Genomic DNA, 26,073 nt, shown 5'->3' with positions numbered 1-26,073 from the left:
CATGAAAATAACTATTGGGCGTTTTGACAAAGCCGATTTTAAAGAATTTTCTCTCTTTGAAATCGATGTGAAAATTGATTCTGGAGCTTATACTTCCTCTATTCATTGTTCAAATATTGAAGAAATTACCATCAATAATGAAAATTATATTAGATTTACATTGTTAGATCCAAAACATCCATTTTATAATAATAACCAATATAGTACAAAGAACTTCTCCATGAAATTAGTAAAAAGTTCTAATGGAATTGTTCAAAAAAGATATTTAATTCAAACTGAAATATTTATTTTTAACACTTCATTCCCAATTCACCTTACATTAAGTGAACGAAAAGATATGAAGTTTCCTGTTTTATTGGGTAGAAAATTTTTAAACAAACGCTTTGTGATAGATACTTCTAGAACAAATATTTCTCACAAACAAAAAAATAATCATATATGAAAATAGTCATATTATCAAGAAATCCAAAATTATATTCTACCCGAAGATTGGTTGAAGCTGCTGAAAAAAGAAAACACGAAGTTTTGGTAGTTGATCATCTAAAATGCAATATTGAAATTGAAAAAAGAGCTCCTAAAATATTTTATAAAGGCGAATATTTAGAAAATGTGGATGCAATTATCCCAAGAATTGGTGCATCAGTTACTTTTTATGGAACTGCTGTGGTGCGTCAATTCGAAATGATGAAAGTAGTCACTTGTGTTTCTTCGCAAGCATTGACACGCTCTAGAGATAAATTAAGTAGTTTACAAATTTTAGCAAGAGCTGGAGTAGGCTTACCAAAAACGGTATTTACCAATTACACCAAAGATGTTTCTCATTTAGTAAAATCAGTAGGAGGTGCTCCTTTGGTATTAAAATTATTAGAAGGAACTCAAGGTTTGGGGGTGGTTTTGGTGGAAACTAAAAACGCTGCAACTTCCGTTTTAGAAGCCTTTAATGGTTTAGGAGCAAGAGTAATAGCACAAGAATTTGTAAAAGAAGCTGGAGGTGCAGATATCAGGGCTTTTGTAGTTGACGGAAAAGTGGTTGGCGCTATGAAAAGGCAAGGAAAAGAAGGAGAATTTCGTTCCAATTTACACAGAGGTGGAAATGCAACTGTCATTGAATTGACTGATGAAGAAGAAAAAACTGCTTTAAAAGCGGTAAAAGCAATGGGATTGGGTGTTGCAGGTGTTGACATGCTACAATCATCCAAAGGACCTTTGGTTTTGGAAGTAAATTCTTCTCCAGGATTGGAAGGAATTGAGCGAGTTACTGGAAAAAATATCGCGAAAGAAATTATCAGATATTTAGAAATTCATGTCGAGTAAACCTTTTGTACTTTTAGGTAAAGAAATTCCGAAAGGAAGCAGTGTGTTGCTCGATTTAGAAGTGGCTAAATTGCATACACGAACCACTGTAAAAGTTCCTGTCATTGTGAATCGCGCAAAAAAAAGTGGTCCTGTTGTGCTTTTATTAGCTGGTTTGCATGGAGATGAAGTAAATGGAGTTGCTATTATACGTGAAATTATTGCGCAAAAAATCAACAAACCTACCAAAGGAACTATTATTTGTATTCCTGTTTTTAACATTTTTGGATATCTTATTCAAACCCGTGAATTTCCTGATGGAAGAGATTTAAATCGAGTTTTTCCGGGTTCACCAAATGGTTCTTTGGCAAGTCAATTTGCCCATCAATTCATTGAAAATATTGCTCCTTTTGTAGATTATGTAATTGATTTTCATACTGGTGGTGGTGATAAAGAGAATATGCCGCAAATTCGATGTCATGAAGAAGAGTCAGAAACCATGAAATTAGCAGAAATTTTTAATCCGCCTTTCATCATTCATTCTGATTATATTGCAAAATCGCTGCGTGAAACATTGAACAAAATGAAAAAAACTGTTTTGTTGTTTGAAGGAGGGAAATCTAAAAATTTTGATCCAAAAATCATTTCACATGGTGTTAGAGGCACAAAAAATATCTTAACTCATTTGGGTTTAATAGAAGGAACCATAGAAAAAACTGTTGAGCCCATTCACTTAAAAAGAACAAAGTGGTTAAGAGCACCTTATTCAGGAATGTTTAAACTCAATGTGAAAAACGGCACTTTTGTCAAAAAGAAAGAAGTTTTAGCAGTTATTTTAGATCCCTTTGGTGATTTTAAAAAAAAGGTATTTGCTCCTTTTGACGGTCATATTTTTTGCATCAATAAAACACCGATTGTGAATAAAGGAGATGCGTTGTTCCATATTAGTAACGAAAGTGAACACGAAGAAATTTAGAATTTTTCTAGATTATCATTTAATATAAAATATTTCATCATGAAAACCGCCCAAGAATATTTTAACGAATACGCTCTCAGTCATCAAAACAAGACCAATATTTCCATTCATTATATATGTGTGCCTTTGATTTTTTTCAGTGTGATTGGTTTATTGATGAGTATTCCTACTACTTTTTTAGAAAACACTTTCGGTTTATACAATCCTTTGCTCGAAAATTGGGCAATTGTTGTTGGTTTATTGATTTCAATTTTTTACTTGCGTTTGGGATTTTGGTATTTTGTGCAAATGGTTTTTGTAATTCTGTTGAGTGTGGTACTCAATTTCTGGATTGGAAATCATTTTTCTATTTTTTATGTATCCATAACCGTTTTTTTGTTGGCTTGGATTGGACAATTTTACGGTCATAAAGTAGAGGGCGCAAAACCGTCTTTCTTGAAAGATTTGCAATTTTTATTGATAGGTCCTTTGTGGGTAATTCAAAAGTTGGGTACTAAAAAATAATCATGAAAGAATTGATTTCATTTGATGATTTTGAGAAAATTGATATCCGAATGGGAACAATTATCGAAGTCAATGAGTTTCCAAAAGCCAAAAAACCTGCGTATCAATTGACGATTGATTTTGGAGAATTAGGCATCAAAAAATCAAGTGCACAAATCACACAATTGTATTCAAAAGAATCATTAATAAAAAGACAAGTTACTGCTATTGTAAACTTCAAACCAAGACAAATCGCTAATTTTGTCAGTGAAGTTCTGGTATTAGGAGTTCATAATGAATCTGAAAATGTAGTTTTATTGAAGGCTTCAAGCTCAATAAAAAATGGAGAACAAGTAAGTTAATTTTGAGTGCTAAGTTTTTAATTTTAAGTTTACTAAAAACTAAAAACTCACAACTAATAACTACGTCTTTGATTTATTCAAAATAATCAAGGCTCCAATTACTCCAGGAATCCAACCACAAATAGTCAAAATAAAAATAATTAAAAAAGAGCCACAACCCTTATCAATCACTGCAAATGGAGGAAAGAAAATAGCCAATAAAACTCTTAAAATACTCATGATGCTAGCTTAGTTAGTTGTTTATAAAAACGATTCTCCACTAAAATTGTTACAATCAAAAATCAATCAATGTGAATTTAAAATTCCAAAATTTTGAACTCAAACTCACATTTCACTCGCAAAAAACAGAGCATTCATCAACAACTTATTGGTTCCAAACCAAAAACCACGGAAGTTTGTATTATCTGTAAAAACAATCACTTTTCCTGAACCAAATCTTTGCACTTTAAAAGGAACCGAATTTGGAATAATTTTCGCATTTTCTTTTGAAATATACCCGCTCAATAAAGGAGTTGAAGTGTATTGAATTGGATTATTAAAACTTACTTTATCTGGTTTTATGAAAATCGTTGAGTTTCTAAATAGTGCTATTTTATCGTTTTTATACCCAAAATTTATAGGATGTGAACGATCAATTCTTGCCTCAAAGATGGCTCCTCCAATCACTTGCGCTCCAGATTGTAAAGAACGATTTTCAAAAGAAACATTTTTGATGGAATCTCTTTTAGGTGAATCGAATTCAAGGTTGATAAATTTGGAATTTGCCAACCATTTTGCAGTATTTTTATAACCAATAAGAATTCCTCCATTTTGAACCCAAGTTTTCAATGTATCTTCTTCGTTTTTACCAATATTTGAGCTACTTGGAATGATAATATGTGAGTATTTTGAAATATCAATTCTTGAAAAATAACTCAAATCCAAGCGAGTCAAAGGAATATCAAATCGTTGATCAAACAAGTGCCAAATTTCACCAGAATCATTTCCTGAAATGCCATCTCCAACCAACATTGCAACTTTTGGAGTTTTTACAGCAGCAAAATTTTCGCTTCCCAAATCAATTCCTTCATTCAACCCAGTTGAAACACCATTTATAGAAACAAAACTTTCGGAAGCAATTTCAGTCAAAAATTGAAATAATTCAGATGAATTCAACACTTGATTTTGAACCGGAATAAAAATAGTTCCATACTCATAATTGGTATTTTCATTTGCAAAGTTCTTCATGGCAACTTTCGCTCTTACTCCTTTTTTCAGGATTGCATGCAACGCTTTTGGTGCATAAAACTCATTCCAAGGCATCAAATATCCATAATCACTTTGGTTTGAAACGATTCCTTTTTGCAAACTCAATTCCGTGATTTCCTTTCCTGCTTTGGAAAGTGGCACGTTTTCAGCATAATCTACCCCAAATGCATGATTGAAAGTCCAAGCTGAAATGTCATAAAACAAACTATCTTTAAAAGTAGTTTGTACCGTAAACATGGCTTTTAACAATCGATGATTTTTTTGATTCATGGGCACTACATAACTATACCCTTTCTTAAAATTTTTACCATTTTGAGTAAAGTCAACAGCAACTTCATGAATTTTTATCTGTTGTCTTTTCAACACTTCTGCCAAATGAAATGTTTTTGCAGCATCTTTTTCATCTCCAAAAACGATGGCTTTTTTCTCAAAGGTTTTTCTTGATTCAGCATAGAAATCTTGCTGATATTGTAAGATTTTTACACGCATATTTTTAGCAGCTTCCAAAGTTGAAAATGCCGATGTTACTTGATTTCGAATGGTAAAAGGAAACGTCAAAATGCCATTTTCAGTTTCTTGAGCATGCCCTCTTGAGCTTGCTTGCTCAAACAAAATACCAATACTTCCATTGATATCAGGAAACGTAGAACCTTTTCCGTAATAAAAATCATCAAAACTTTCTTCTGAATAATACAAAGAACCCAATTTATCAAAAGCTTTTGCATGATAATTTCCAATTTCTCTCGTTAAATCTTGATTGATTTGAGGCGTCATTGGATGTGTTCTTGAAGGAATTCCTGGCTGAAAAAAGAAACTGGAATTACTGCCCATTTCATGATGATCCGTTAAAATATTGGGCAACCAATCATGAAAAGTTTTCAAACGAGCTTTACTTTCTGGCAATTGCACAGGCAACCAATCTCGGTTCATGTCAAATTGATAATGATTGGTTCTTCCTCCAGGCCAAACTTCATGATATTCTCTGTCATTTGGATCTGGATTGATATTCCTATTTTTATTTGAGTTTGCCCAATATGAAAAACGCTGCAATCCATCAGGATTGAAAGACGGATCAAATAAAATGATGGTGTTTTTCAATAATTCTTTGGTTGCTTCAGTATCAGAAGCTGCTAAATAATAAGCAATTGCCAATGCTGCATTTGAGCCACTTGCTTCATTTCCATGGATAGAAAATCCTTGATTCACCACAATTGGATGATTGGAAACATCAATATTGGCATCATTTGTTGCAGCAATGTGTTGTTTTTTAATTTCTTGTAAATTCTTGTGATTTTCTGGCGAAGTAATTGTCAATAAAATCAGCGGTCTTCCTTCAAAGGTTTCCCCTCTATTTTCGATGGAAATTCTGTCAGAAGAAGCTGCTAACGCTTTCATGTATTGCACTAATTTATCATGCGTCACATGCCACTCTCCTACTTCATGACCTATGATTTGTTTGGGTGTTGGAATAGTAGCATTATACGTTTCTTTGGGCAAATAATAAGACAAATCTACATTTTGAGCTACCGTAAAAAAGGAACATAAAAAAAGAAATAATGATATTTTTTTCATTGAAAATGAATTGAATTTGATAAAGAATTCAAATATAGGAATCTAAGTTTGAAAATACTTTTTTTTAACACTCGATTTTGATTAATAGAGTAAAAAAAAGCGCTTTTCCTATGAAATTTAAAGTGAAAAATCTAATTTTTATGAATTTCACAAAAGTGATAAATCCACTTTCTGTAATCCTAAAAATGCAAAATTTATTCGGATATTTGTAAGCACAATTTATCTATTGTTTATTACTCATGATTGACCATTTTGCACTTGAAAACCTGCACAATTCATTGGAAGGAAAACTCCTTTTTGACCAATTGCATAAAACCATTTACGCAACTGATGCCTCTGTTTATCGCAAAATTCCTTTGGCAGTAGCGTTTCCTAAAAATGAAAATGACATCAAAATTTTAATTGATTTTGCTTCAAAAAACAATATCACTTTAATCCCAAGAACTGCAGGAACTTCATTGGCTGGACAATGTGTGGGAGATGGAATTGTGGTGGATGTTTCAAAATATTTTACTAAAATCATTCATTTTGATGAGCAATCAAAAACCATCACGCTTCAGCCAGGAATTGTAAGAGATGAATTGAATTTGTATTTAAAGCCTTTTGGTTTATTTTTTGGTCCAAATACTTCCACTTCCAATAGATGTATGATTGGTGGCATGGTTGGAAACAATTCCTCAGGAAGCACCTCTATCAAATATGGTGTAACTCGTGATAAAGTGTTGAAAATTGAAGCTATTTTGAGTGATGGAAGTATCGCTATTTTTGAGGAAATTTCTTCGGATAAATTCCTTGAAAAAACCAAACAAAATGACTTAGAAGGCACTATTTATAAAACGATTTTTGAAGAACTTTCTTCTGAAATCAATCAAAAAGAAATCAAAAAAGAGTTTCCAAAAGAAACCATTCACAGAAGAAATACAGGATATGCTGTGGATGAATTTTTAACATCTGAATTATTTGGCGGTACAAAATCAACCATCAATATTGCAAAATTACTGACGGGAAGTGAAGGAACATTGGCTTTTTCAACGGAAATCACGTTACAATTAGATGCACTTCCTCCAAAGGAGAGCATCATGGTTTGTTCTCATTTTACAAGCATTAATGAGAGTATGAAAGCGACTTTAATTGCCATGAATCACAATTTATACAATTGTGAATTGATGGATAAAACGATTTTAGATTGTACAAAAAATAACAGAGAACAAGCTAAAAATCGCTTTTTTCTTCAAGGTGATCCTGAAGCAATTTTGATGTTGGAAATTTCTTCAAATTCAGTAGAAAAAACTGAAGTTTTAGCGGATAAATTGATTGCTGATTTGCAAAAACACCACTTCGGATTTTACCATCCAAAAGTGTATGGAAGTGACATCAACAAAGTGCATGAATTGAGAAAAGCGGGCTTAGGCTTATTAGGAAATATTGTTGGAGATATGAAAGCTGTAGCATGTATTGAAGATACTGCTGTTGCTTTGGAAGATTTGCCAAATTATATTGAAGAATTCACACAAATGATGGACAAATTTCAGCAAGATGCTGTCTATTATGCGCATGCTGGAGCTGGAGAAATTCATTTGCGTCCAATTCTGAATTTAAAGAAGCAAGAAGATGTAGTGTTATTTCGAAAAATCACCACAGAAACTGCGCAATTGGTCAAAAAATATCAAGGTTCATTTAGTGGTGAACATGGAGATGGAATTGTACGTGCTGAATTTATTCCGTTGATGATTGGCGATCAAAACTATCAATTATTGCGAAGAATCAAAAAAGCCTTTGATCCACAAAACGTTTTCAACCAAGGAAAAATTACGGATGCTTTTCCAATGGATAAAAGTTTACGCTATGAAGTGGACAGAAAAGAACCTGAAATTAACACAATTCAAGATTTTTCTGATAGCGAAGGAATTTTAAAATTGGCTGAAAAATGCAATGGTTCAGGAGATTGTAGAAAACCTGCTTCTGCTGGAGGAACCATGTGCCCAAGTTATAGAGCTACCAAAAACGAAAAAGATACTACAAGAGCAAGAGCCAATGCGTTACGTGATTTTTTAACAAATTCTGATGAAGCTAATAAGTTCAATCACAAAGAATTAAAAGAAGTTTTTGACCTTTGTTTGAGTTGCAAAGCCTGTGCTTCTGAATGTCCAAGTAATGTGGATATTGCTACCATGAAAGCAGAATTTTTGTACCAATATCAAGAAACAAATGGCTATTCTTTCCGAAATTCGTTGTTTGCAAATAATGTGAAATACAACAAAATAGGAAGTATTGCTCCTGCAATTACGAACCTTGTTTTGAATACTTCATTCACAAAATCGGTGATGGGAATTGCCCAACAAAGAAGCGTTCCTAAATTGGCTTCTACCACTTTTAGCAATTGGTTTGCGAAACAAAAAATCGCCAAAAAACAAAAAATAGTGTATGTATTTAATGATGAATTCACGAATTTTTATGATGTTGAAATTGGAAAAGACGCCATTTTTGTGTTGGAGAAGTTGGGTTATGAAGTAAAAATTTTACCTCATTCTGAAAGTGGACGTAGTTTTATCTCAAAAGGATTTTTGAAAGAAGCCAAAAAAGTGTGTGACCAAAATATTGAAATTTTCAAAGATAAAATTTCGGATAAAACACCTTTGATAGGGATTGAACCTTCTGCCATTTTAACCTTTAGAGACGAATATATTCGCTTGGCAACTGATAAAAATTCGGCTGAAAATATTGCAAAAAACGCTTTTACTTTTGAAGAATTTTTGAGCAATGAACATCAAAAAAACAACTTTGATGCCGCCATTTTTTCATCCGAAGAAAAAGAAATAAAAATTCACGGACATTGCCATCAAAAAGCATTATCAAGTACACATGCTAGTTTTCAGATATTGAATATTCCTAAAAACTATAAGGTAACTATTTTAAATACAGGATGTTGCGGAATGGCAGGTTCTTTTGGATATGAAAAAGAACATTACGAAATTAGTATGCAAGTTGGCGAAGATACCTTATTCCCAAAAATTAGAAATTGTACTATCGAAACCGAAATTGCAGCTGCAGGAACCAGTTGTCGCCATCAAATTTATGATGGAACAAAACGTATTGCAAAACACCCAATCACCATTTTAAAAGAAGCAATTATCTCATGAGTAAAAAATTCAAATACACTGCAAACGCAGATCGTTATCAAAAAATGAACTACAGAAGAACTGGAAATAGTGGTTTGCTTTTACCAGAAATTTCATTGGGATTATGGCATAATTTTGGGAAAAATGATGATTTTCAAAATCAAAGAGCCTTATTAAAATGCGCTTTTGACAACGGAATTACCCATTTTGATTTGGCAAATAATTATGGTCCACCTCCAGGATCTGCTGAAAAAAACTTTGGGAAAATTCTGAAAAAAGATTTCAAATCGTACAGAGATGAATTGATTATTTCTTCAAAAGCGGGTTATGGAATGTGGGAAGGTCCTTATGGAGATTTGGGTTCCAAAAAGTTTTTAGTAGCAAGTTTAGACCAAAGTTTGCAAAGAATGGGTTTGGAATATGTAGATATTTTTTACCATCACAGACCTGATTATGACACGCCTTTAGAGGAAACAATGGGAACATTGGATTTGATGGTTCGTCAAGGAAAAGCATTGTATATTGGAATTTCAAATTACCAACCTGAAAGAGCTGAACAAGCGTTTAAAATTTTACAAGATTTGGGAACTCCTTGTTTGATTCATCAACCACGTTATAATATTTTTGACAGATGGATTGAAAACGGGTTACTAGATTTGTTAGGAAATACTGGAGTTGGTGCCATTTGTTTTTCGCCTTTGGCTCAAGGAATGTTGAGTAATAAATACATCAATGGCTTGCCAAAAGATTCAAGAGCAGTGAAGGACAGTCCGTTTTTGAACACAAATCAGGTTTTAGAAATGTTGCCAAAAATTAAAGCATTGAATGAAATTGCACAAAATAGAAATCAGAGTTTGGCGCAAATGGCCATTTCTTGGATTTTAAAAGACCACAGAATTACCTCTGTTTTGATTGGAGCAAGCAAAACTGAGCAAATTTTGGACAGTATAAAAGCTACTCAAAATACTCATTTTTCTGAGGAGGAATTGAATGCAATTAGTCAGAATTTATAAGACAAAAAAGGGAAGTTAAAACTTCCCTTTTTTATTTTTTATAGGTTTGATAAACTACTTTTTATCATGTCAATTTTTGCCAAAGCATCCGCTTCTTTTTTGCGCTCTAAAACAATCACTTCTTCTGGTGCGCTAGAGACAAAACGTTCGTTTGACAACTTTTTTTGAACGCCAACCAAAAATCCTTCAGCTCTTTTTAATTCTTCTTGCAATTTTACTTTTTCGGCTGCAATATCAATATTTGAATTAGAAATTGGCACGAAATACTCATTGGATTTCACTCTGAATGAAGCTCCTTCCACTTTTTCAGAAATATACTGGATTTCAGAAATATTTGTCAACTTTTGAATGATTTCATCAAAAAAAGCAGCATTATTTTCATTGCCAATTACAAACAATTCAATATCATCTTTAAAAGCAATATTCTGCTCTTTTCTGATCGTTCTAATTCCTGAAATTATATTGGTTGCAAAATCAAAATCAGTAATAATCTCAGAATTATACTCTTTTATTATTGGATATTTTGCAATAATCAAAGCTTCTTCAGGAGTTCTTTCAGTAATGTGCTGCCAAATTTCTTCTGTCAAAAAAGGCATAAATGGATGTAAAATTTTCAAATTATTTTCCAACACTTCAATGACTTTATCAAAGGTAATTTTGTCAATGGGTTGCTGATAAGCTGGTTTTACAATCTCTAATAACCAAGAGGAAAAATCATCCATAATCAGTTTATAAACACTCATTAAAGCATCTGATAATCTGTATTTTGAAAAGTGATCTTCCATTTCTGAAAGTGCTTTTTGGAATTTTGCTTCATACCATTCCAAACCTATTTTGGCAGTGTTTGGTTGCGCTAAATTATCATCAATTTCCCAACCTTTTATCAATCTGAAAGCATTCCAAATTTTATTTGCAAACGCTTTTCCTTGTTGACACAATTCTTCATCAAACATCAAATCGTTTCCTGCAGCAGAACTTAATAACAAGCCAACTCTCACTCCATCAGCTCCATAATCATCAATTAATTTTAAAGCATCAGGAGAATTTCCCAAAGATTTTGACATTTTTCTTCGTTGTTTATCACGAACCAATCCTGTCAAATATACATTTTGAAATGGTTTTTCACCTCTATATTCATACCCTGCAATAATCATTCTTGCCACCCAAAAAAACAAAATATCTGGACCTGTCACCAAATCATTGGTTGGATAATAATAATTAATTTCCTCATTTTCAGGATTTCTGATGCCATCAAAAACCGAAATTGGCCACAACCAAGAGGAAAACCACGTGTCTAAAGCATCATTGTCTTGTTGTAAATCTTTGGTTGTTAGTTGTTGATTATTCGTTTTTAGTTTTGCTAATTCAAGCGCTTTTTCGATGTTTTCAGCTACTACAAAATCCTCTTTTCCTCCCGAAATTTCGGGACCAAAATAATATGCAGGAATTTGTTGTCCCCACCACAATTGTCGCGAAATATTCCAATCACGAATGTTTTCCATCCAATGACGATAGGTATTATCAAACTTTTTTGGAACCAAATTAATTTCGGAATTTTCACCTAAAACTGCATCAATAGCTGGTTTTACCAAATTTTCCATTTTCAAAAACCATTGATCAGACAATCTAGGTTCAATCACAGCTTTGGTTCTTTCTGAAGTTCCCACTTTGTTGATGTGTTGTTCTGTTTTCAACAAACAACCCAAATTTTCTAATTCTTTGGTGATTTCTTTACGAACCACAAAACGGTCTTTTCCTTGATAATGCAATCCAAATGAATTTAAAGTAGCATCGTCATTAAAAATATCAATCACTTCAAGATGGTGTTTTTCACCTAAAGTTTTGTCATTGACATCATGAGCTGGCGTTACTTTTAAACAACCAGTTCCGAATTCAACATCTACATATTCGTCTTCAATAATTGGAATAATTCGATTGCAGATTGGTACAATTGCTTTTTTTCCTTTTAAATGCGAAAAACGTTCATCTGTTGGATTGATGCAAATAGCTGTATCCCCAAAAATAGTTTCTGGTCTTGTAGTAGCGATTGTTAACGTTTCTTGCGAATCAAGGATTTTATAATTTATAAAGTATAAATTTCCTTGTTTTTCCTCATAAACAACTTCTTCATCAGACAAGGTAGTTTTTGCTTCTGGATCCCAATTTACCATTCTGAATCCTCTGTAAATCAATCCTTTATTATATAAATCAACAAAAACTTTAATAACAGATTCTGACATTGCTGAATCCATTGTAAACGCAGTTCTATCCCAATCACAAGAAGCTCCCAGTTTTTTTAGTTGCTCTAAAATAATGCCTCCATATTCATTTTTCCATTCCCAAGCATGAGCTAAAAATTCTTCGCGAGTCAAGTCGTTTTTATTGATTCCTTGCTCTTTTAATTTTGCAACCACTTTTGCTTCAGTAGCTATGGATGCATGATCAGTTCCTGGAACCCAACAAGCATTTTTTCCCAACAAACGTGCACGTCTTATCAAAACATCTTGAATAGTATTATTGAGCATGTGTCCCATGTGCAAAACTCCAGTAACATTTGGAGGAGGAATCACAATCGTATAAGGCTCTCTTTCATCAGGAGTTGAGTGAAAATATTGATGTTCTGTCCAATATTGATACCATTTGCTTTCTACTTGGCTTGCATCATATTTTGATGGAATTGTCATTTTTCGGAATAATTTTTGATATATAGTTCGCAAAAGTACAATTATCTGATTTGTATAAAAAATTACAATATGATTTTTTAAAACAAATATTATTCAATAATTTTACATCAAATTTTTAAAAACATGAAAACAATATTCTCATTTTTCACAATTCTATTTATTTCAATATCAATTCATTCTCAAGAATTCAAGTTTGAAACTGAAACTATTGATTATGGAAAAATTTCGCAAAACTCAAATGGTGAAAAAGTTTTTGTTTTTACCAATGTAGGTACGCAACCTTTAATCATCACAAATATTCAATCTTCTTGTGGTTGTACAGTTCCTAAAAAACCTGAAAAACCAATCATGCCAGGTGAAAAAGGAGAAATAAAAGTTTCTTACGATACCAAAAGAGTTGGCGGATTTTCTAAACAAATTACTATTTTTTCAAACGCAAAAGAGCCTAGAAAAATAATCAGAATTAAAGGAATTGTTGAGCAAGCTGCTTCGTTAGAAAAAGAGAAAAGTTTGATTTCTAACTAATTTTTCACACTTTTTGCTTCAAAAAGAATTCAAATTTTAGTTTTTGACCTTTTCTATCAACTGTAATTTTTATTTTTTTACCATCTTTTTCCTGAAACTTTTCAATAATTTTTCCAAGTGTAAATTCATGCGCTTGAATTCCGTTGATATTTAAAATTATGTCGTCTTTCAGCAAACCAACTTTTTCAGCAGGAGAGTTTTTAACAACACTTTTTATGACAAAAGATGGTTTGAATTTGTAAGAAAAACTGGTCACAAAACTTACTGAGTTACTTGATTCAATTTGTTGATTATAACCATCAGTAAATGTTTTTGTTTCCTCTTCTCTAACCAATTGTTTTCCATTATAAACCACCTCTAAACCACTCATGTTATAGTTGAATTTTTCAGAAAAATTACTATTCCTTTTCAACATTATTTTTTTGTTAGGATAATCAATCCAAACTGTAAATCTTTTCAAAATTCCTGCTCCAATACTGCCATTTCTTTCTTTAAAAATTTTTGCATTTATGGTTGTCAATGAATCTAAAAAAGAAACTGTTGGTTTTTCCAACTGAAAAATGCCTAGCCTAAAAGAAGGAATTCTACTCCTATTTCCATAAATAGTTCCACTTAAACCTTCACCCAAAATATCCACAAAAAAATTATTTGGAGTTTGTATTTCTTTTTTAGATTCTTCAAAAAGCCACAAAGCATCACTTCCACCAGAATCAATCAATAAATTTACATCCGTCAATGAATTACCAAGAGTATCTATTTGTACTTTAGCCTCTAAAAATGGCTTCCCTCTAATAATTTTTATTGGAAAAACAGCACACTTTCTACATTTTTTAAACTCCCCATTTTTTGATTCATAAAAATCAATTTTTTTAGCAATATAATTGATTTTAATAGTAAAATTCTTTAAAAGATTGTGCCCAATGATTCCATGAATTGTTGTACCCATTTTACTTGATAAATCAAAATAATCTTTTAAAATAACGTAAATAGTTTCATTCTCACTTTGAATATTTCCCAATGAAATTGAATTATTTTGAGACAACAAAGCTTCTACTGAATTTCCTTTTCCAAGCCCTTGAAGTTCAACTTTCTCTAAATTTTTCAAACCAATAGTATCATTTTCTGAGATATTAAAAACGATGGTTTTATTAGAACCAGTATCCAAAATAAATGACAATTCCTTTCCATTAATTTTTAATGGAATTACAATTAAATTATTGATCAATTTAAAATCAACACGAACATTTTTTTTACTTTGATTTATAAAACGAAAGCCATTTTGCGCTTTTAAATTGAAAGGTAAAAAGAAAAAAATAGTAAAAAAAAGAAAGTTTTTAAACATAAAATAAAATAGTTCTCAAAAATTTGGATTGAAAATACGAATTATGAATTTAATACACTATTTTTTTGCAAATAATTAACCTTTAAAGAAAATGCATTAAAAAGTTCGTTGTAAACATATATTTTGCAAATTTGCACATTCAAAAAAACCAAAAATTTCAATATGCCTTCTATCTCAAAAAAAGGACATCAAATGCCAGAATCTCCAATCAGAAAACTGGCTCCTTATGCTGAAAAAGCTATCAAACAAGGCAAAAAAATTTACCATTTGAATATTGGTCAACCAGATATTCAAACTCCAGAAATTGCATTAAAAGCGATTAGCAATCACTCTTTGAAAATTTTGGAATATTCAAGTTCTAATGGTTCTGAACAATATCGAAAAAAAATTGCTCATTATTATAGTAAACACAAAATTGATGTAAATCAGGATGAAATAATTGTTACAACTGGAGGTTCTGAAGCACTACTTTTTGCTTTTGGAAGCATTTTAGATACGGATGATGAAGTCATTATTCCTGAACCTTTTTATGCCAATTTCAATAGTTTTTCAACGGCTTCTGGTGCAAAAATTGTTCCTGTGATTTCTAAATTTGAAGATAATTTTTCCTTACCTCCTATTGAAGATTTTGAAAAATTAATTACCTCAAAAACAAAAGCAATTTTAATTTGCAATCCAGGAAATCCTACAGGATATTTGTATAGCAAAGAAGAGATTCAAAAATTGGCAGCAATTGTCATCAAACACGATTTATTCTTAATTGCTGATGAAGTTTATCGAGAATTTATTTATGATGGAAATGAACATTATTCTATTTTACAAGAACCTAATTTAGAAAATCATGCAATTGTAATAGATTCTGTATCAAAAAGATATAGTATGTGTGGTGCAAGAATTGGTTGTATTGTCTCAAAAAATAAAGACGTTATAAAAACGGCTTTAAAATTTGCACAAGCACGTTTGAGTCCGCCAACATTGGCGCAAATTGCTTGTGAAGCAGCTTTAGACACACCACAATCTTATTTTGAAGAAGTAAAAAATGAATATGTAAAAAGAAGAGACATCTTAATTAATGGATTGCAAAAAATTGAAGGAATTAGAGTTGCAAAACCAAAAGGTGCCTTTTATTGTATTGTAGAATTGCCGATAAAAAATGCGGATAAATTTGCGCAATGGTTGCTAGAATCTTTTGATGTAAATGGGGAAACTGTAATGGTTGCACCTGCTGCAGGATTTTATTCAACACCCAATATTGGCCTAAATCAAATAAGACTCGCTTACGTTTTGAATGAGGAAAGTTTGAAAAAAGCATTACTTATTTTAGAAAAAGCATTAAAAATTTACAAAGACTAATTGAATATTTTAGAAAACATATCGCTTAAAAATTACAATACTTTCGGGATTGATGTCAAAGCAAAACGCTTTGTTTCTATTCATTCTGTAGAAGAATTGCAATTGCTTTTATCCAAAGAAAAAGACATTTTTTTACTTTCTGGAGGTAGCAATATGTTGCTAACCAATGATATTGAAAAATTAGTCGTTCATATTGATATCAAAGGGATTACAGTAGAAAATGAAGATGATAATTGTATCGAAGTTACTGTAAATGCAGGTGAAAATTGGCACGAATTTGTACTTTGGACTGTCAATAAAAATTATGGTGGTTTAGAAAATTTATCATTAATTCCAGGAAAAGTAGGCACTTGTCCTATGCAAAATATTGGCGCTTATGGAGTTGAAGTAAAAGATACCATCACAAAAGTTTCAGTAGTTGAAATTGAAACTGGAAAAATAACATCATTTTCAAATGAAACCTGCAAATTTGATTATAGAAATTCCATTTTCAAAAATGAGGTAAAAAATCAATTCATCATTATTTCAGTTTCCTTTAAATTGACAAAAAAGCACCATATTTTTCATACTTCTTATGGCGCAATTGAAACTGAATTGAGATCGAAAAAAATTAGCAATCCAACTTTAAAAGACATTTCTGATGCTGTAATTGCCATCAGAAAATCAAAATTACCAGACCCAAAAGAACTGGGAAATAGTGGAAGTTTTTTTAAAAATCCATTGATTTCAATCGAACATTTTGAAAAATTACTTTCAAATTATCCAACAATTCCAAGTTATACAATTTCAGAAACCGAAGTTAAAATTCCTGCAGGTTGGCTTATTGAACAATCAGGTTTTAAAGGAAAACGATTTGGAAATTGTGGTGTTCACGAAAAACAAGCTTTAGTTTTAGTCAATTATGGAAATGCTACAGGTTTGGAAATCTTGGATTTAGCTAAAAATATTCAGGAAACTATTTTAGAAAAATTTGAAATTGAGTTGGAAATTGAGGTAAATATTATTGCTTAAACTTTCTGAAAAAGCCTTGCAATCCATTTCAAAAACTGTTATATAATTTGTACCTTTGCGCTTTATATTTTCTATGAAATTATTATTGATAACTTTCGGATTATTACTATTAGGTGTTGCAGGAATTGCCATTAAAATTTGGGCTAAAAAGGACGGTAAATTTGCAGGAACTTGTGCAAGTCAAAATCCAATGTTAAATAAAGAAGGTGTTGCTTGCGGATTTTGTGGGAAAACTCCTGATCAATTTGATACTTGCAACGAACCTCAACATAAATAATTTTCAATTTTATGATTATCCCTGTAGTTTTCTACATTTTTGTACTTTTTGCAGGAATTCAAATCGCTTATTATTTTATTTTTTCGTCTGTCTTTTTTGCTAAAAAAAGTTCTAAAAGTCATTCAAAAAACCCAATTTCTGTTATCATTTTCGCCAAAAATAGTGCAGAAAATTTAAGAAACTTTCTTCCAAATATTCTCACACAAAATTACCCAAATTACGAAGTGGTTTTGATTGATAATAATTCAACCGATAAAACAGAAAGAGTCATCAAATCATTTGCAAAAAATCACTCAAATATTCGCGTCGTAAATGTTGAGAATAATGAAGCTTTTTGGGGAAGTAAAAAATATGCTTTGACATTGGGAATTAAGGCAGCAAAATTCGATCATTTACTTTTTACAGAAGCAAATTGTAAACCCGTTTCTGAAAATTGGATTTCTGAAATGAGTAAAAATTTTTCTGAAGAAAAGTCTATTATTTTAGGATATTCAACTTTTGCGTATGAAAAATCGTTTGCCAGCTTTTTAATTCGATTTTACCAGTTCATCACTAGTTTACAATACTTAAATTTTGCGAAATTAGGAATTCCCATGATGGCTGATGGCAAAAATTTAGCGTATAAAAAAACGGAGTTTTACAACGCAAAAGGATATATCAATCACATGAAACATGAATTTGGCGAAGATGATTTATTCATTCAAGACGCTTCAAATCAATCAAATACAACATTTACAATTGATAAAAGCAGTTTTACTGAATGCGCAAATTCTAGTTCGTTTAAAAATTGGTTTTCCATCCTAAAAAAGAAAGTTTTATTGAAAAAAAGGTACCAATTCAAACATCGTTTTTTATTGGGATTATTTAGTGTTTCAAAATTATTTTTTTATGTTTTGGGAATTTTATTAGTTTTCTTTTATCCATACCAAATTATAATAACAATTATTGCTGCCTACTTTTTAGTGCAATTCATAGTTATTGGAATTGCTGCAAAAAAAATGGAAGAAAAAAATCTAATTTATTTTTTACCAATTTTAGATATTAGTTTTTTATTGATTCAAATTAGTATCTTTATTGCTAATTTGACATCAAAACCTACTCGTTGGAAATAGATTCTAAAAATCTTGAAAATCAAATTGCAAAGGCAAAAAGTGGTCATCAAGCTGCTTTTCGATTTTTGTTGGATACCTTTTGGATTGCTGTTTATAATTATCAATTGAAACGCACCAAAAACGAGAATGAAGCTGAGGATATTACTATCCAAACGTTTTCTAAAGCCTTTGAAAAAATTGACACTTTTGATGAAAATTACGTTTTTAAAACTTGGTTAATTACCATTTCTAAAAACGTTCATATTGATCTTTTACGAAAGAAAAACAGTTCAATTTCAGTTCAAATAACGGAAGAACAAGGTGCAAAAGTATATCAAATTGCTGATGAAAATCCAACTCCAGAAGATACTATCATTGGTGAACAAAACTTAGCAAAATTATTGAGAGATATCAAGCAATTAAAACCTAAATATCAGGAAGTCATTCAATTGCGCTATTTTCAAGAAATGAGTTATAAAGAAATTTCTGAGCAATTGCAAGAACCTGTTAATAATTTGAAAATCAAATTATTAAGAGCTAAAAAATTATTAGCTGAGATTATTAAAAAATCTTAAATGAAAAGAAAATTCCTGCAATCTTTTGGACCTGGTTTATTATTTGCTGGAGCTGCAGTTGGGGTTTCACATTTGGTTCAATCCACAAGAGCTGGAGCAGATTTCGGTTTTGGATTGATTTGGGCGCTTTTTTTAGTACATCTTTTTAAATATCCTTTTTTTCAATTTGGGCCAAGATATGCAGCTGCAACTGGCGAAACTTTGTTAGATGGTTATCGAAAATTAGGAAAACCTGTTTTGGCCATTTACTATATTTTGAATTTTGCAACTATGTTTACCATTCAAGCAGCTGTAACAATTGTCACTGCAGGATTGGCTTCACAATTATTCGGAATTACCAATAATTTAGTAATTTGGTCAACTATACTTCTAGTTATCAGTATTTTAATTCTTTTAATTGGAAAATATAAATTGCTTGATCATTTGATGAAATACATCATTATTGTATTGACAATCAGTACAATAATAGCAGTTTTGGTTGCTTTATCAAAATCAAATCAATCATTTAGTTTTTCGCAAATTATTCCTTCAGGAGCTGTAGAAATTACTTTTTTAATTGCTTTTTTAGGTTGGATGCCAGCACCATTAGATGTTTCTATTTGGCATTCCATTTGGTCAGTAGAAAAAAATAAATCAACACAATCAAGAACAACTTCGAAAGAAGCCATTTTCGATTTTAATGTTGGTTACATTGGTACTTTATTTTTGGGAGTTTGTTTTGTTGCTTTAGGTGCCTTAGTAATGTTTTCGTCAGGAGAAACTTTTTCAGATAAAGGCACTGTTTTTGCCTCACAATTGATCAATTTATACACAAAAAACTTAGGAGGTTTCTCTTATATTTTCATTGCAATTGCAGCTTTCACCACAATGTTTAGTACCACAATTACTACTTTAGATGCTTCTCCAAGAGCCATGACAATTTCTACAAATTTATTATTTGATAAAAAAACGATATTTACTTATTGGTTTTGGATTTTATTTCTACTCATTGGAACCTTTATAATTTTGCAATTTTTCATTGGAAATATGGGAATTTTAGTAAAAGTTGCTACAATTTTATCTTTCTTAACAGCCCCTTTTTATGCAATTATGAATACAATTCTCATTTTTGGGAAACATACTCCTAAAGAATTTCACCCCAATATTTTCACAAAAATGCTGAGTTTGATTGGAATTGTTTTTTTGATTGGTTTTAGCGTTTGGTTTTTAACAAGTATTTAATTCATTTCTTTGTAAATTTGCAACTTCAAAAAGAACAAAAATGACGACAGAAAATGTAGTGCTTCCCGAAAGACAAAAAAAACCCAATTGGTTACGAGTAAAACTTCCTGTAGGTAAAAAATATACTGAACTTAGAGGACTTGTTGATAAATATAAATTGAACACCATTTGTACGAGCGGAAGTTGTCCAAACATGGGAGAATGTTGGGGAGAAGGCACTGCAACTTTCATGATTTTAGGAAATATCTGTACGCGTTCTTGTGGATTTTGTGGCGTAAAAACGGGAAGACCTGAAACTGTTGAATGGGATGAACCTGAAAAAGTAGCACGCTCTATAAAAATTATGGGAATCAAACATGCTGTAATTACTTCAGTGGATAGAGATGATTTGAAAGACGGAGGCTCCATTATTTGGGCAGAAACTATTGAAGCTATAAGAAGAGCCAATCCAAACACAACTTTAGAAACTTTAATTCCTGATTTTCAAGGGAATACAAATCAAATTGACAGAATTATTGAAGTGCATCCTGAAGTGGTTTCTCATAATATGGAAACTGTGAGAAGATTGACTAGAGAAGTTCGAATTCAAGCAAAATACGATAGAAGTTTAGGAGTTTTAAAATATCTGAAAGAAAAAGGAATGCGAACTAAAACAGGTTTGATGCTTGGTTTGGGAGAAAAAGAAGAAGAAGTTATTGAAACTATGAATGATTTGAAAGCTGTTGGATTGGATGTTTTGACAATTGGACAATATTTGCAACCCACAAAAAATCATCTTCCTGTAAAGGAATTTATCACACCTGAACAATTTAAAAAATACGAAACCATTGGATTGGAAATGGGTTTTATGTATGTAGAAAGTGGTGCTTTGGTTCGTTCATCGTATAAAGCACACAAACACGCAAAATAATTGTTAAAATTGAAAAAATATATATTTCAAATAATTCTTTGGCACAAAGATTGATATTAAATTAGAAAGCTTGTAAAAAAGTTTTCATTGTGTAAATTATTTGAATTAGTTGAGTTAGAAAGACCGTTTTAATACGGTCTTTTTATTTTATAAACACTCCCAAAATCACTTATGAAAATTTTATCGCTTTTGATGGGTGAATTTTTGAAACAATAAATGAGGGAATAATCAGCATTAGAAAACAACAAATGAGTGTGCCAATATTGAGCAATACAAAAGCTGAAAAAGAGATGTAAACTGGCATAGTTGCCACATAATACGTTTCTGGATCTAAGGTGATTATCTTAAAAAAATATTGAATTCCAATGATTGACAATCCAATCAAATTTCCCCAAAAAAGTCCTTTTAAAATCAACGCTGAAGCATTGTATAAAAAGATTTTTTGAATACTATAATTGTTACTTCCTATCGCTTTTAAAATACCAATCATTTGCACTCGTTCCAAAATCAAAACTAGTAATGCTGTAATCATATTAATACCAGCAATCAAAATCATGATGGCTATGATAAACCAAACATTGTTATCAAAAAGTTCAATCCATTCAAAAATACTTGGATACATTTCAATAATTGTTTTGCTGTTTAACGTGGAATCAATTTCATTGTAAATTTGGTCGCCTTTCAATGCAATTTCATCAAAATTTTCTAAAATAATTTCAAATCCACCAATTTCATTTTCTGTCCAATTATTCAAATTCTGAACTTCTTTAACATCTCCAATCATCATATTTTTATCAAATTGTGCAAAACCTGTATTGTAAATTCCGACAACAATATATTTTCTATTGGATGGCAATTTACTGGTTTCTGATTTGATAAAGGTTGCTAAAATAGTATCATTCAAATTGATTTTCAATCTATTAATCAATGTTTCAGAAAGCAATATTTCTCTATTTCTTGATTTATTAAAATTCGGAATTCTTCCTTTCACTAAATATTCTTGAAAAAAAGTCCAATCATATTTTGCAGAAACACCTTTAAAAATAATTCCTTCAAAATCGGTTTCTGTTCTTAAAATCCCAGCTTTGTTTGCAAAAACTTGTACTTTTTTGATGCCCTCAATATTTTTAAAAGTTGGATAAAAATCTTGATTTTTTTGAATTGGAGTTATAGAAACATCTGAATTATTGGCATCAAAATTCACAATTTGAACATGACCTTTAAAACCCGCCATTTTATCACGAATTTTAGATTGCAAACCAGCAGCTGTTGCCACTGCAATCAACATAATTGTCATTCCTAAAGCAATTGCTGTAATTGCAATTTTTATAATTGGTGTTGAAATACTACTTTTATACTTTTTACCAACAACAATACGTTTTGCAATAAATAATTCTAAATTCAAAATGATGCTATTTTTAAAGCTTTTCAAAAGTACATATTTATTTTCAGTTCTTTTCCTGAATTTTGGAATGACTGTTTGTGGTCAATCAAAAAATAATTCAATTGAAGTTGGCGCTGAAAGATTTGATTTGTATGTACCTCTTTTAGAGGGAAAAAAAGTAGGAATTGTTGGCAATCATACTTCAATCATCGTTAAAGAAAACAATTCAACAAATTTTACACATTTGGCTGATACTTTAATTTCTTTAAAAATCGAAGTGAAAAAATTGTTTTCTCCTGAACATGGTTTTCGAGGAAGTGCAGATGCTGGTGAACTAATTGTGGATGGAAAAGACACAAAAACGGGTTTAGAAATTGTGTCATTATATGCAGAAAATAAAAAACCAACTGCAGCACAATTAGAAGGTATTGATGTTATCGTTTTCGATTTACAAGACGTTGGCGTTCGATTTTTTACATACATTTCTACATTACATTATGTGTTGGAAGCTTGTGGCGAACTCAATATTCCTGTAATTATTTTGGACAGACCCAATCCGAATGCTCATTATATTGATGGTCCTGTGTTGGAATTAGAACACACCAGTTTTGTTGGTTTGCACAGAGTTCCTGTGGTTTATGGAATGACAATTGGTGAATATGGACAAATGATTGTAGGTGAAAAATGGTTATTGAATGAAATTCAATGTGATGTAACCGTAATTCCGATTGCTAATTACAATCACAAAAAACGCTATTCATTACCTGTAAAACCTTCTCCAAATCTACCCAATGACAAAAGCATCAACCTCTACCCTAGTTTGTGTTTTTTTGAAGGAACTAGTGTTTCTGTTGGACGTGGAACTGAAATGCAATTTCAAGTGTATGGTTCTCCGTTTTTAAATGATAGAGAATTTCAGTTCATCCCAAAACCAAATAACGGATCTAAATATCCAAAACATGAAGGATTGATTTGTTATGGAAAAGATTTGAGAGAAATAGAAGATTTAGAGCAAATCAATTTAGAATGGCTGTTGGACACCTATCAACAAAATACGTATGAAAACCCTTATTTTACAATATTCTTCACAAAACTTGCAGGTACAAAAAAGCTACAAGAACAAATAGAACAAGGATTTACTGAAAGAGAAATCAGAAAAAGCTGGAAAGATGATTTGAGAGATTTTAAAGAAATCAGAAAAAAATACTTGATTTACAGATAATTCAAGATTCAAAATTTAAGGTTATTTCTTACTCAAATCAAAAGAAACTCTTTTTTTCAACGCTTCAACAATTTTAAAAGTTGCAGGACAAATTGACGTATTTGCAATCGTTAAATCAGTAATTTGAATAAATTTTCGACGATTTGTGTGAGGATATTCTGCACACGCTTTTGGACGAACATCGTAAATCGTACATTCATTATTCTCCAAATCTAAAAACGAACAAGGAGCTGATTTTAGCACCATAAAATCATCTTCATCTCTTTGTAAATAGTGATTCGTAAAATCTAATATTTTCATTTTTAGATATTTAGAAATTCGCTCAATATCTTTTTCAGTAAAAATAGGGCTAGTAGTTTTACAACAATTTCCACAAGTCAAACAATCCGTTTTTTCAAATTCTTTGTCATGCAATTCCTGCATGATATAATCCAAATTTTTAGGAGTTCGTTTTTTTAAAAGTGCAAAATATTGCTGATTTTCTTTTTTGGTTTGTGCAGCTAATTTTGGTAATTGTTGTAAATATTCTTCCATGGTCGAAAATTACACTATTTTACCCTAAAATTTATCTAAAAATTGTAATTTCGTGGCTTAATTTTTTTCAAAGAAATGACCATTCAACATATTATTGAATCTCACCTAAAAGAAGGCTTTTTAAAACTGTATCAAATAGAAATTCCAAGTGTAGAATTTCAAGCAACTCGCAAAGAATTTGAAGGAGATATTACTGTAGTTATTTTTCCATTATTGAGATATATCAAAGGAAATCCAGCTGAAATTGGAGAAAAATTAGGAAATTATTTGGTTGAAAATGTAGCTGAAATCAATCGCTTCAATGTGGTAAAAGGTTTTTTAAATCTTGTTATTGACGATCGTTATTTCTTACAACTTTTCAACTCGATGTTTGAAAATTCAACTTATGGATTTGAAAATCCGAAAGAAAATGAAAAGGCAATTATGGTTGAATATTCTTCACCAAACACTAACAAACCTTTACATTTAGGTCATGTTCGCAATAATTTATTGGGATATGCTGTAGCAGAAATCATCAAAGCTTCAGGAAAAAAAGTGTACAAAACCCAAATTATCAACGACAGAGGAATTCATATTTGTAAATCCATGTTGGCTTGGAAATTGTTTGGAAATGGAGAAACTCCAGAATCAAATGGACTGAAAGGCGATAAATTGGTTGGGAATTATTATGTGAAATTTGATCAAGAATATAAAAAAGAAATTTCGGAATTAATTTCTCAAGGAACATCAGAAGAAGAAGCAAAAAAAACGGCTCCTCTTATATTAGAAGCTCAAGAAATGCTTAGAAAATGGGAAAATAGTGATGAAGAAACTGTGGCACTTTGGAAAAAAATGAATGCGTGGGTTTATGATGGTTTTGCAGTAACTTATCAAAATTTAGGTGTTGATTTTGATGCATTGTATTATGAAAGTGACACTTATTTGTTAGGAAAAGACGTTGTTGCAGCAGGAATTGAAAAAGGTGTTTTTTACAAAAAAGAAGATGGTTCTGTTTGGTGTGATTTGACAGAGGAAGGTTTAGACGAAAAAATCGTATTGCGTTCGGATGGAACTGCTGTGTATATGACCCAAGATATTGGAACTGCTATTCAACGTGTCAAAGATTTGAAAGATGTTGGAGGAATGGTCTATACTGTTGGAAATGAGCAAGATTACCATTTTCAAGTGTTGTTTTTGATTTTGAAAAAATTAGGATTTGATTGGTCAAAAAACTTATTTCACTTGAGTTATGGAATGGTAGATTTACCTTCAGGAAAAATGAAATCAAGAGAAGGAACTGTAGTTGATGCAGATGATTTGATGCTTGAAATGACTGAAACTGCTAAAACTATTTCTGAAGAACTAGGAAAATTGGATGGTTATTCTGAATCGGAAAAAAATGAATTGTACAAAACCATTGGTTTGGGTGCTTTAAAATATTTTATCTTGAAAGTAGACCCTAAAAAACGAATTTTATTTGACCCAAAATCATCCGTAGATTTTCAAGGAAACACAGGGCCATTTATTCAATATACTTATGCTAGAATTCAATCCATCATCAGAAAAGCAAGTTTTGATTATAGCCTGAATTTAAGCGATATAGAACTTCATGAAAAGGAAAAAGAACTCATCAAACAAATGGCTTTATTCCCAGAAACTGTGCAACAAGCAGCCCATAATTATTCACCTGCAATTATTGCAAATTACACGTATGAATTGGTGAAAGAATTCAATTCTTTTTACCAAAATGTATCTATTTTAGGAGAAGAAAATCATCAGAAAAAAATATTGAGAGTTCAAATTTCAAAAAAAGTAGCAGATATTATCAAACAGTCTTTTTCACTTTTAGGAATTAACGTTCCTGAGAGAATGTAAAAAGATTTTATTGATTAAATTTGC

23 protein-coding genes are annotated in these 26,073 nt (G+C 31.2%); 17 read left to right on the top strand and 6 right to left on the bottom strand.

Annotation, left to right across the window (positions count from 1 at the left end; genetic code table 11):
- Nucleotide 1: 1 nt before the first annotated feature.
- The 5 genes from IU405_RS13475 to IU405_RS13455 are packed head-to-tail and all read left to right on the top strand — an operon-like array spanning nt 2 to nt 3,114.
- Nucleotides 2-442 (top strand): ATP-dependent zinc protease, encoded by a 441-nt coding sequence (locus tag IU405_RS13475; protein WP_197439133.1) that lies wholly within the window; start codon nt 2-4, stop codon nt 440-442.
- Nucleotides 439-1,314, top strand: a complete 876-nt coding sequence (rimK, locus tag IU405_RS13470; RefSeq protein ID WP_197439132.1) for a 30S ribosomal protein S6--L-glutamate ligase — start codon at nt 439-441, stop codon at nt 1,312-1,314. Before IU405_RS13475 ends, rimK begins: the two co-directional genes overlap by 4 nt.
- Nucleotides 1,304-2,269 carry a succinylglutamate desuccinylase/aspartoacylase family protein gene (locus IU405_RS13465; RefSeq protein ID WP_197439131.1) on the top strand — a complete coding sequence of 322 codons (966 nt, stop codon included), beginning with the start codon at nt 1,304-1,306 and terminating at the stop codon, nt 2,267-2,269. Before rimK ends, IU405_RS13465 begins: the two co-directional genes overlap by 11 nt.
- 39 nt (nt 2,270-2,308) lie before the next feature.
- The gene (locus tag IU405_RS13460; RefSeq protein ID WP_197439130.1) at nt 2,309-2,773 is read left to right on the top strand and encodes a DUF962 domain-containing protein; all 465 of its coding nucleotides are present in this window, start codon (nt 2,309-2,311) and stop codon (nt 2,771-2,773) included.
- 2 nt (nt 2,774-2,775) lie between these two features.
- The gene (locus IU405_RS13455) at nt 2,776-3,114 is read left to right on the top strand and encodes a tRNA-binding protein (RefSeq protein WP_197439129.1); all 339 of its coding nucleotides are present in this window, start codon (nt 2,776-2,778) and stop codon (nt 3,112-3,114) included.
- 60 nt (nt 3,115-3,174) lie between these two features.
- Here IU405_RS13455 and IU405_RS13450 read toward each other — a convergent pair whose 3' ends face one another.
- On the bottom strand, nt 3,175-3,333 hold the full coding sequence (locus tag IU405_RS13450) for a YqaE/Pmp3 family membrane protein (RefSeq protein ID WP_197439128.1): 159 nt from the start codon (nt 3,331-3,333) through the stop codon (nt 3,175-3,177).
- Nucleotides 3,334-3,438: 105 nt separating this feature from the next.
- Nucleotides 3,439-5,934 (bottom strand): M14 family zinc carboxypeptidase, encoded by a 2,496-nt coding sequence (locus tag IU405_RS13445; protein WP_197439127.1) that lies wholly within the window; start codon nt 5,932-5,934, stop codon nt 3,439-3,441.
- Nucleotides 5,935-6,173: 239 nt separating this feature from the next.
- On the opposite strand from IU405_RS13445, the gene IU405_RS13440 reads away from it, so the two are divergent.
- Both IU405_RS13440 and mgrA read left to right on the top strand, forming a co-directional pair.
- Nucleotides 6,174-9,074 (top strand): FAD-binding and (Fe-S)-binding domain-containing protein, encoded by a 2,901-nt coding sequence (locus IU405_RS13440; protein WP_197439126.1) that lies wholly within the window; start codon nt 6,174-6,176, stop codon nt 9,072-9,074.
- Nucleotides 9,071-10,066 (top strand): L-glyceraldehyde 3-phosphate reductase, encoded by a 996-nt coding sequence (mgrA, locus tag IU405_RS13435; RefSeq protein WP_197439125.1) that lies wholly within the window; start codon nt 9,071-9,073, stop codon nt 10,064-10,066. The genes IU405_RS13440 and mgrA overlap by 4 nt, the downstream gene beginning before the upstream one ends.
- A gap of 38 nt (nt 10,067-10,104) precedes the next feature.
- Here mgrA and IU405_RS13430 read toward each other — a convergent pair whose 3' ends face one another.
- A complete protein-coding gene (locus IU405_RS13430; RefSeq protein ID WP_197439124.1) occupies nt 10,105-12,750 on the bottom strand; it encodes a valine--tRNA ligase in 2,646 nt (881 codons plus the stop codon).
- Between the two features lie 123 nt (nt 12,751-12,873).
- Between IU405_RS13430 and IU405_RS13425 the strand changes: the two genes are divergently transcribed.
- Nucleotides 12,874-13,275 carry a DUF1573 domain-containing protein gene (locus IU405_RS13425; RefSeq protein ID WP_197439123.1) on the top strand — a complete coding sequence of 134 codons (402 nt, stop codon included), beginning with the start codon at nt 12,874-12,876 and terminating at the stop codon, nt 13,273-13,275.
- A gap of 4 nt (nt 13,276-13,279) precedes the next feature.
- Here the strand turns inward: IU405_RS13425 and IU405_RS13420 are convergent, their stop codons facing one another.
- A complete protein-coding gene (locus IU405_RS13420) occupies nt 13,280-14,617 on the bottom strand; it encodes an aspartyl protease family protein (protein ID WP_197439122.1) in 1,338 nt (445 codons plus the stop codon).
- 162 nt (nt 14,618-14,779) lie between these two features.
- Between IU405_RS13420 and IU405_RS13415 the strand changes: the two genes are divergently transcribed.
- The 7 genes from IU405_RS13415 (at nt 14,780) to lipA (ending at nt 21,055) form a co-directional block, all read left to right on the top strand.
- On the top strand, nt 14,780-15,970 hold the full coding sequence (locus IU405_RS13415) for a pyridoxal phosphate-dependent aminotransferase (protein ID WP_197439121.1): 1,191 nt from the start codon (nt 14,780-14,782) through the stop codon (nt 15,968-15,970).
- Nucleotides 15,971-16,981 (top strand): UDP-N-acetylmuramate dehydrogenase, encoded by a 1,011-nt coding sequence (gene murB / locus IU405_RS13410; RefSeq protein WP_197439120.1) that lies wholly within the window; start codon nt 15,971-15,973, stop codon nt 16,979-16,981.
- Between the two features lie 73 nt (nt 16,982-17,054).
- A complete protein-coding gene (locus tag IU405_RS13405; RefSeq protein WP_197439119.1) occupies nt 17,055-17,258 on the top strand; it encodes a membrane or secreted protein in 204 nt (67 codons plus the stop codon).
- An 11-nt stretch (nt 17,259-17,269) separates the two neighbouring features.
- Entirely contained in the window at nt 17,270-18,370 is a 1,101-nt protein-coding gene (locus tag IU405_RS13400; protein ID WP_197439118.1) for a glycosyltransferase, read from the top strand.
- Nucleotides 18,361-18,924 carry an RNA polymerase sigma factor gene (locus tag IU405_RS13395; protein WP_197439117.1) on the top strand — a complete coding sequence of 188 codons (564 nt, stop codon included), beginning with the start codon at nt 18,361-18,363 and terminating at the stop codon, nt 18,922-18,924. The genes IU405_RS13400 and IU405_RS13395 overlap by 10 nt, the downstream gene beginning before the upstream one ends.
- A complete protein-coding gene (locus IU405_RS13390) occupies nt 18,925-20,145 on the top strand; it encodes an Nramp family divalent metal transporter (protein ID WP_197439116.1) in 1,221 nt (406 codons plus the stop codon).
- Nucleotides 20,146-20,185: 40 nt separating this feature from the next.
- Nucleotides 20,186-21,055 (top strand): lipoyl synthase, encoded by an 870-nt coding sequence (lipA, locus tag IU405_RS13385; RefSeq protein ID WP_197439115.1) that lies wholly within the window; start codon nt 20,186-20,188, stop codon nt 21,053-21,055.
- Between the two features lie 169 nt (nt 21,056-21,224).
- Here the strand turns inward: lipA and IU405_RS13380 are convergent, their stop codons facing one another.
- On the bottom strand, nt 21,225-22,460 hold the full coding sequence (locus tag IU405_RS13380; RefSeq protein WP_197439114.1) for an ABC transporter permease: 1,236 nt from the start codon (nt 22,458-22,460) through the stop codon (nt 21,225-21,227).
- A gap of 4 nt (nt 22,461-22,464) precedes the next feature.
- Between IU405_RS13380 and IU405_RS13375 the strand changes: the two genes are divergently transcribed.
- On the top strand, nt 22,465-23,661 hold the full coding sequence (locus tag IU405_RS13375) for an exo-beta-N-acetylmuramidase NamZ domain-containing protein (protein ID WP_197439344.1): 1,197 nt from the start codon (nt 22,465-22,467) through the stop codon (nt 23,659-23,661).
- 21 nt (nt 23,662-23,682) lie between these two features.
- On the opposite strand, the gene IU405_RS13370 is transcribed toward IU405_RS13375, so the two are convergent.
- Complete coding sequence (locus IU405_RS13370) at nt 23,683-24,195, bottom strand: YkgJ family cysteine cluster protein (RefSeq protein ID WP_197439113.1); 513 nt, start codon at nt 24,193-24,195, stop codon at nt 23,683-23,685.
- Between the two features lie 75 nt (nt 24,196-24,270).
- Here IU405_RS13370 and argS point away from each other — a divergent pair, with 75 nt between their 5' ends.
- Nucleotides 24,271-26,049 (top strand): arginine--tRNA ligase, encoded by a 1,779-nt coding sequence (gene argS, locus IU405_RS13365; RefSeq protein ID WP_197439112.1) that lies wholly within the window; start codon nt 24,271-24,273, stop codon nt 26,047-26,049.
- Nucleotides 26,050-26,073 lie beyond the last annotated feature (24 nt).

Origin of the sequence: Polaribacter sp. BAL334 (assembly GCF_015767435.1) — a bacterium.
In the GTDB taxonomy this organism is placed as follows: domain Bacteria; phylum Bacteroidota; class Bacteroidia; order Flavobacteriales; family Flavobacteriaceae; genus Polaribacter.
The sequence above is the reverse complement of the archived record's forward strand: the minus strand, read 5'-3'. Positions and strand labels throughout refer to the sequence as shown.

Coding starts and splice junctions, on each gene's coding strand:
- IU405_RS13475 (WP_197439133.1), top strand. CDS start 2: ATGAAAATAACTATTGGGCGTTTTGACAAAGCCGATTTTAAAGAATTT.
- rimK (WP_197439132.1), top strand. CDS start 439: ATGAAAATAGTCATATTATCAAGAAATCCAAAATTATATTCTACCCGA.
- IU405_RS13465 (WP_197439131.1), top strand. CDS start 1,304: ATGTCGAGTAAACCTTTTGTACTTTTAGGTAAAGAAATTCCGAAAGGA.
- IU405_RS13460 (WP_197439130.1), top strand. CDS start 2,309: ATGAAAACCGCCCAAGAATATTTTAACGAATACGCTCTCAGTCATCAA.
- IU405_RS13455 (WP_197439129.1), top strand. CDS start 2,776: ATGAAAGAATTGATTTCATTTGATGATTTTGAGAAAATTGATATCCGA.
- IU405_RS13450 (WP_197439128.1), bottom strand. CDS start 3,333: ATGAGTATTTTAAGAGTTTTATTGGCTATTTTCTTTCCTCCATTTGCA.
- IU405_RS13445 (WP_197439127.1), bottom strand. CDS start 5,934: ATGAAAAAAATATCATTATTTCTTTTTTTATGTTCCTTTTTTACGGTA.
- IU405_RS13440 (WP_197439126.1), top strand. CDS start 6,174: ATGATTGACCATTTTGCACTTGAAAACCTGCACAATTCATTGGAAGGA.
- mgrA (WP_197439125.1), top strand. CDS start 9,071: ATGAGTAAAAAATTCAAATACACTGCAAACGCAGATCGTTATCAAAAA.
- IU405_RS13430 (WP_197439124.1), bottom strand. CDS start 12,750: ATGACAATTCCATCAAAATATGATGCAAGCCAAGTAGAAAGCAAATGG.
- IU405_RS13425 (WP_197439123.1), top strand. CDS start 12,874: ATGAAAACAATATTCTCATTTTTCACAATTCTATTTATTTCAATATCA.
- IU405_RS13420 (WP_197439122.1), bottom strand. CDS start 14,617: ATGTTTAAAAACTTTCTTTTTTTTACTATTTTTTTCTTTTTACCTTTC.
- IU405_RS13415 (WP_197439121.1), top strand. CDS start 14,780: ATGCCTTCTATCTCAAAAAAAGGACATCAAATGCCAGAATCTCCAATC.
- IU405_RS13405 (WP_197439119.1), top strand. CDS start 17,055: ATGAAATTATTATTGATAACTTTCGGATTATTACTATTAGGTGTTGCA.
- IU405_RS13400 (WP_197439118.1), top strand. CDS start 17,270: ATGATTATCCCTGTAGTTTTCTACATTTTTGTACTTTTTGCAGGAATT.
- IU405_RS13390 (WP_197439116.1), top strand. CDS start 18,925: ATGAAAAGAAAATTCCTGCAATCTTTTGGACCTGGTTTATTATTTGCT.
- lipA (WP_197439115.1), top strand. CDS start 20,186: ATGACGACAGAAAATGTAGTGCTTCCCGAAAGACAAAAAAAACCCAAT.
- IU405_RS13375 (WP_197439344.1), top strand. CDS start 22,465: ATGCTATTTTTAAAGCTTTTCAAAAGTACATATTTATTTTCAGTTCTT.
- IU405_RS13370 (WP_197439113.1), bottom strand. CDS start 24,195: ATGGAAGAATATTTACAACAATTACCAAAATTAGCTGCACAAACCAAA.
- argS (WP_197439112.1), top strand. CDS start 24,271: ATGACCATTCAACATATTATTGAATCTCACCTAAAAGAAGGCTTTTTA.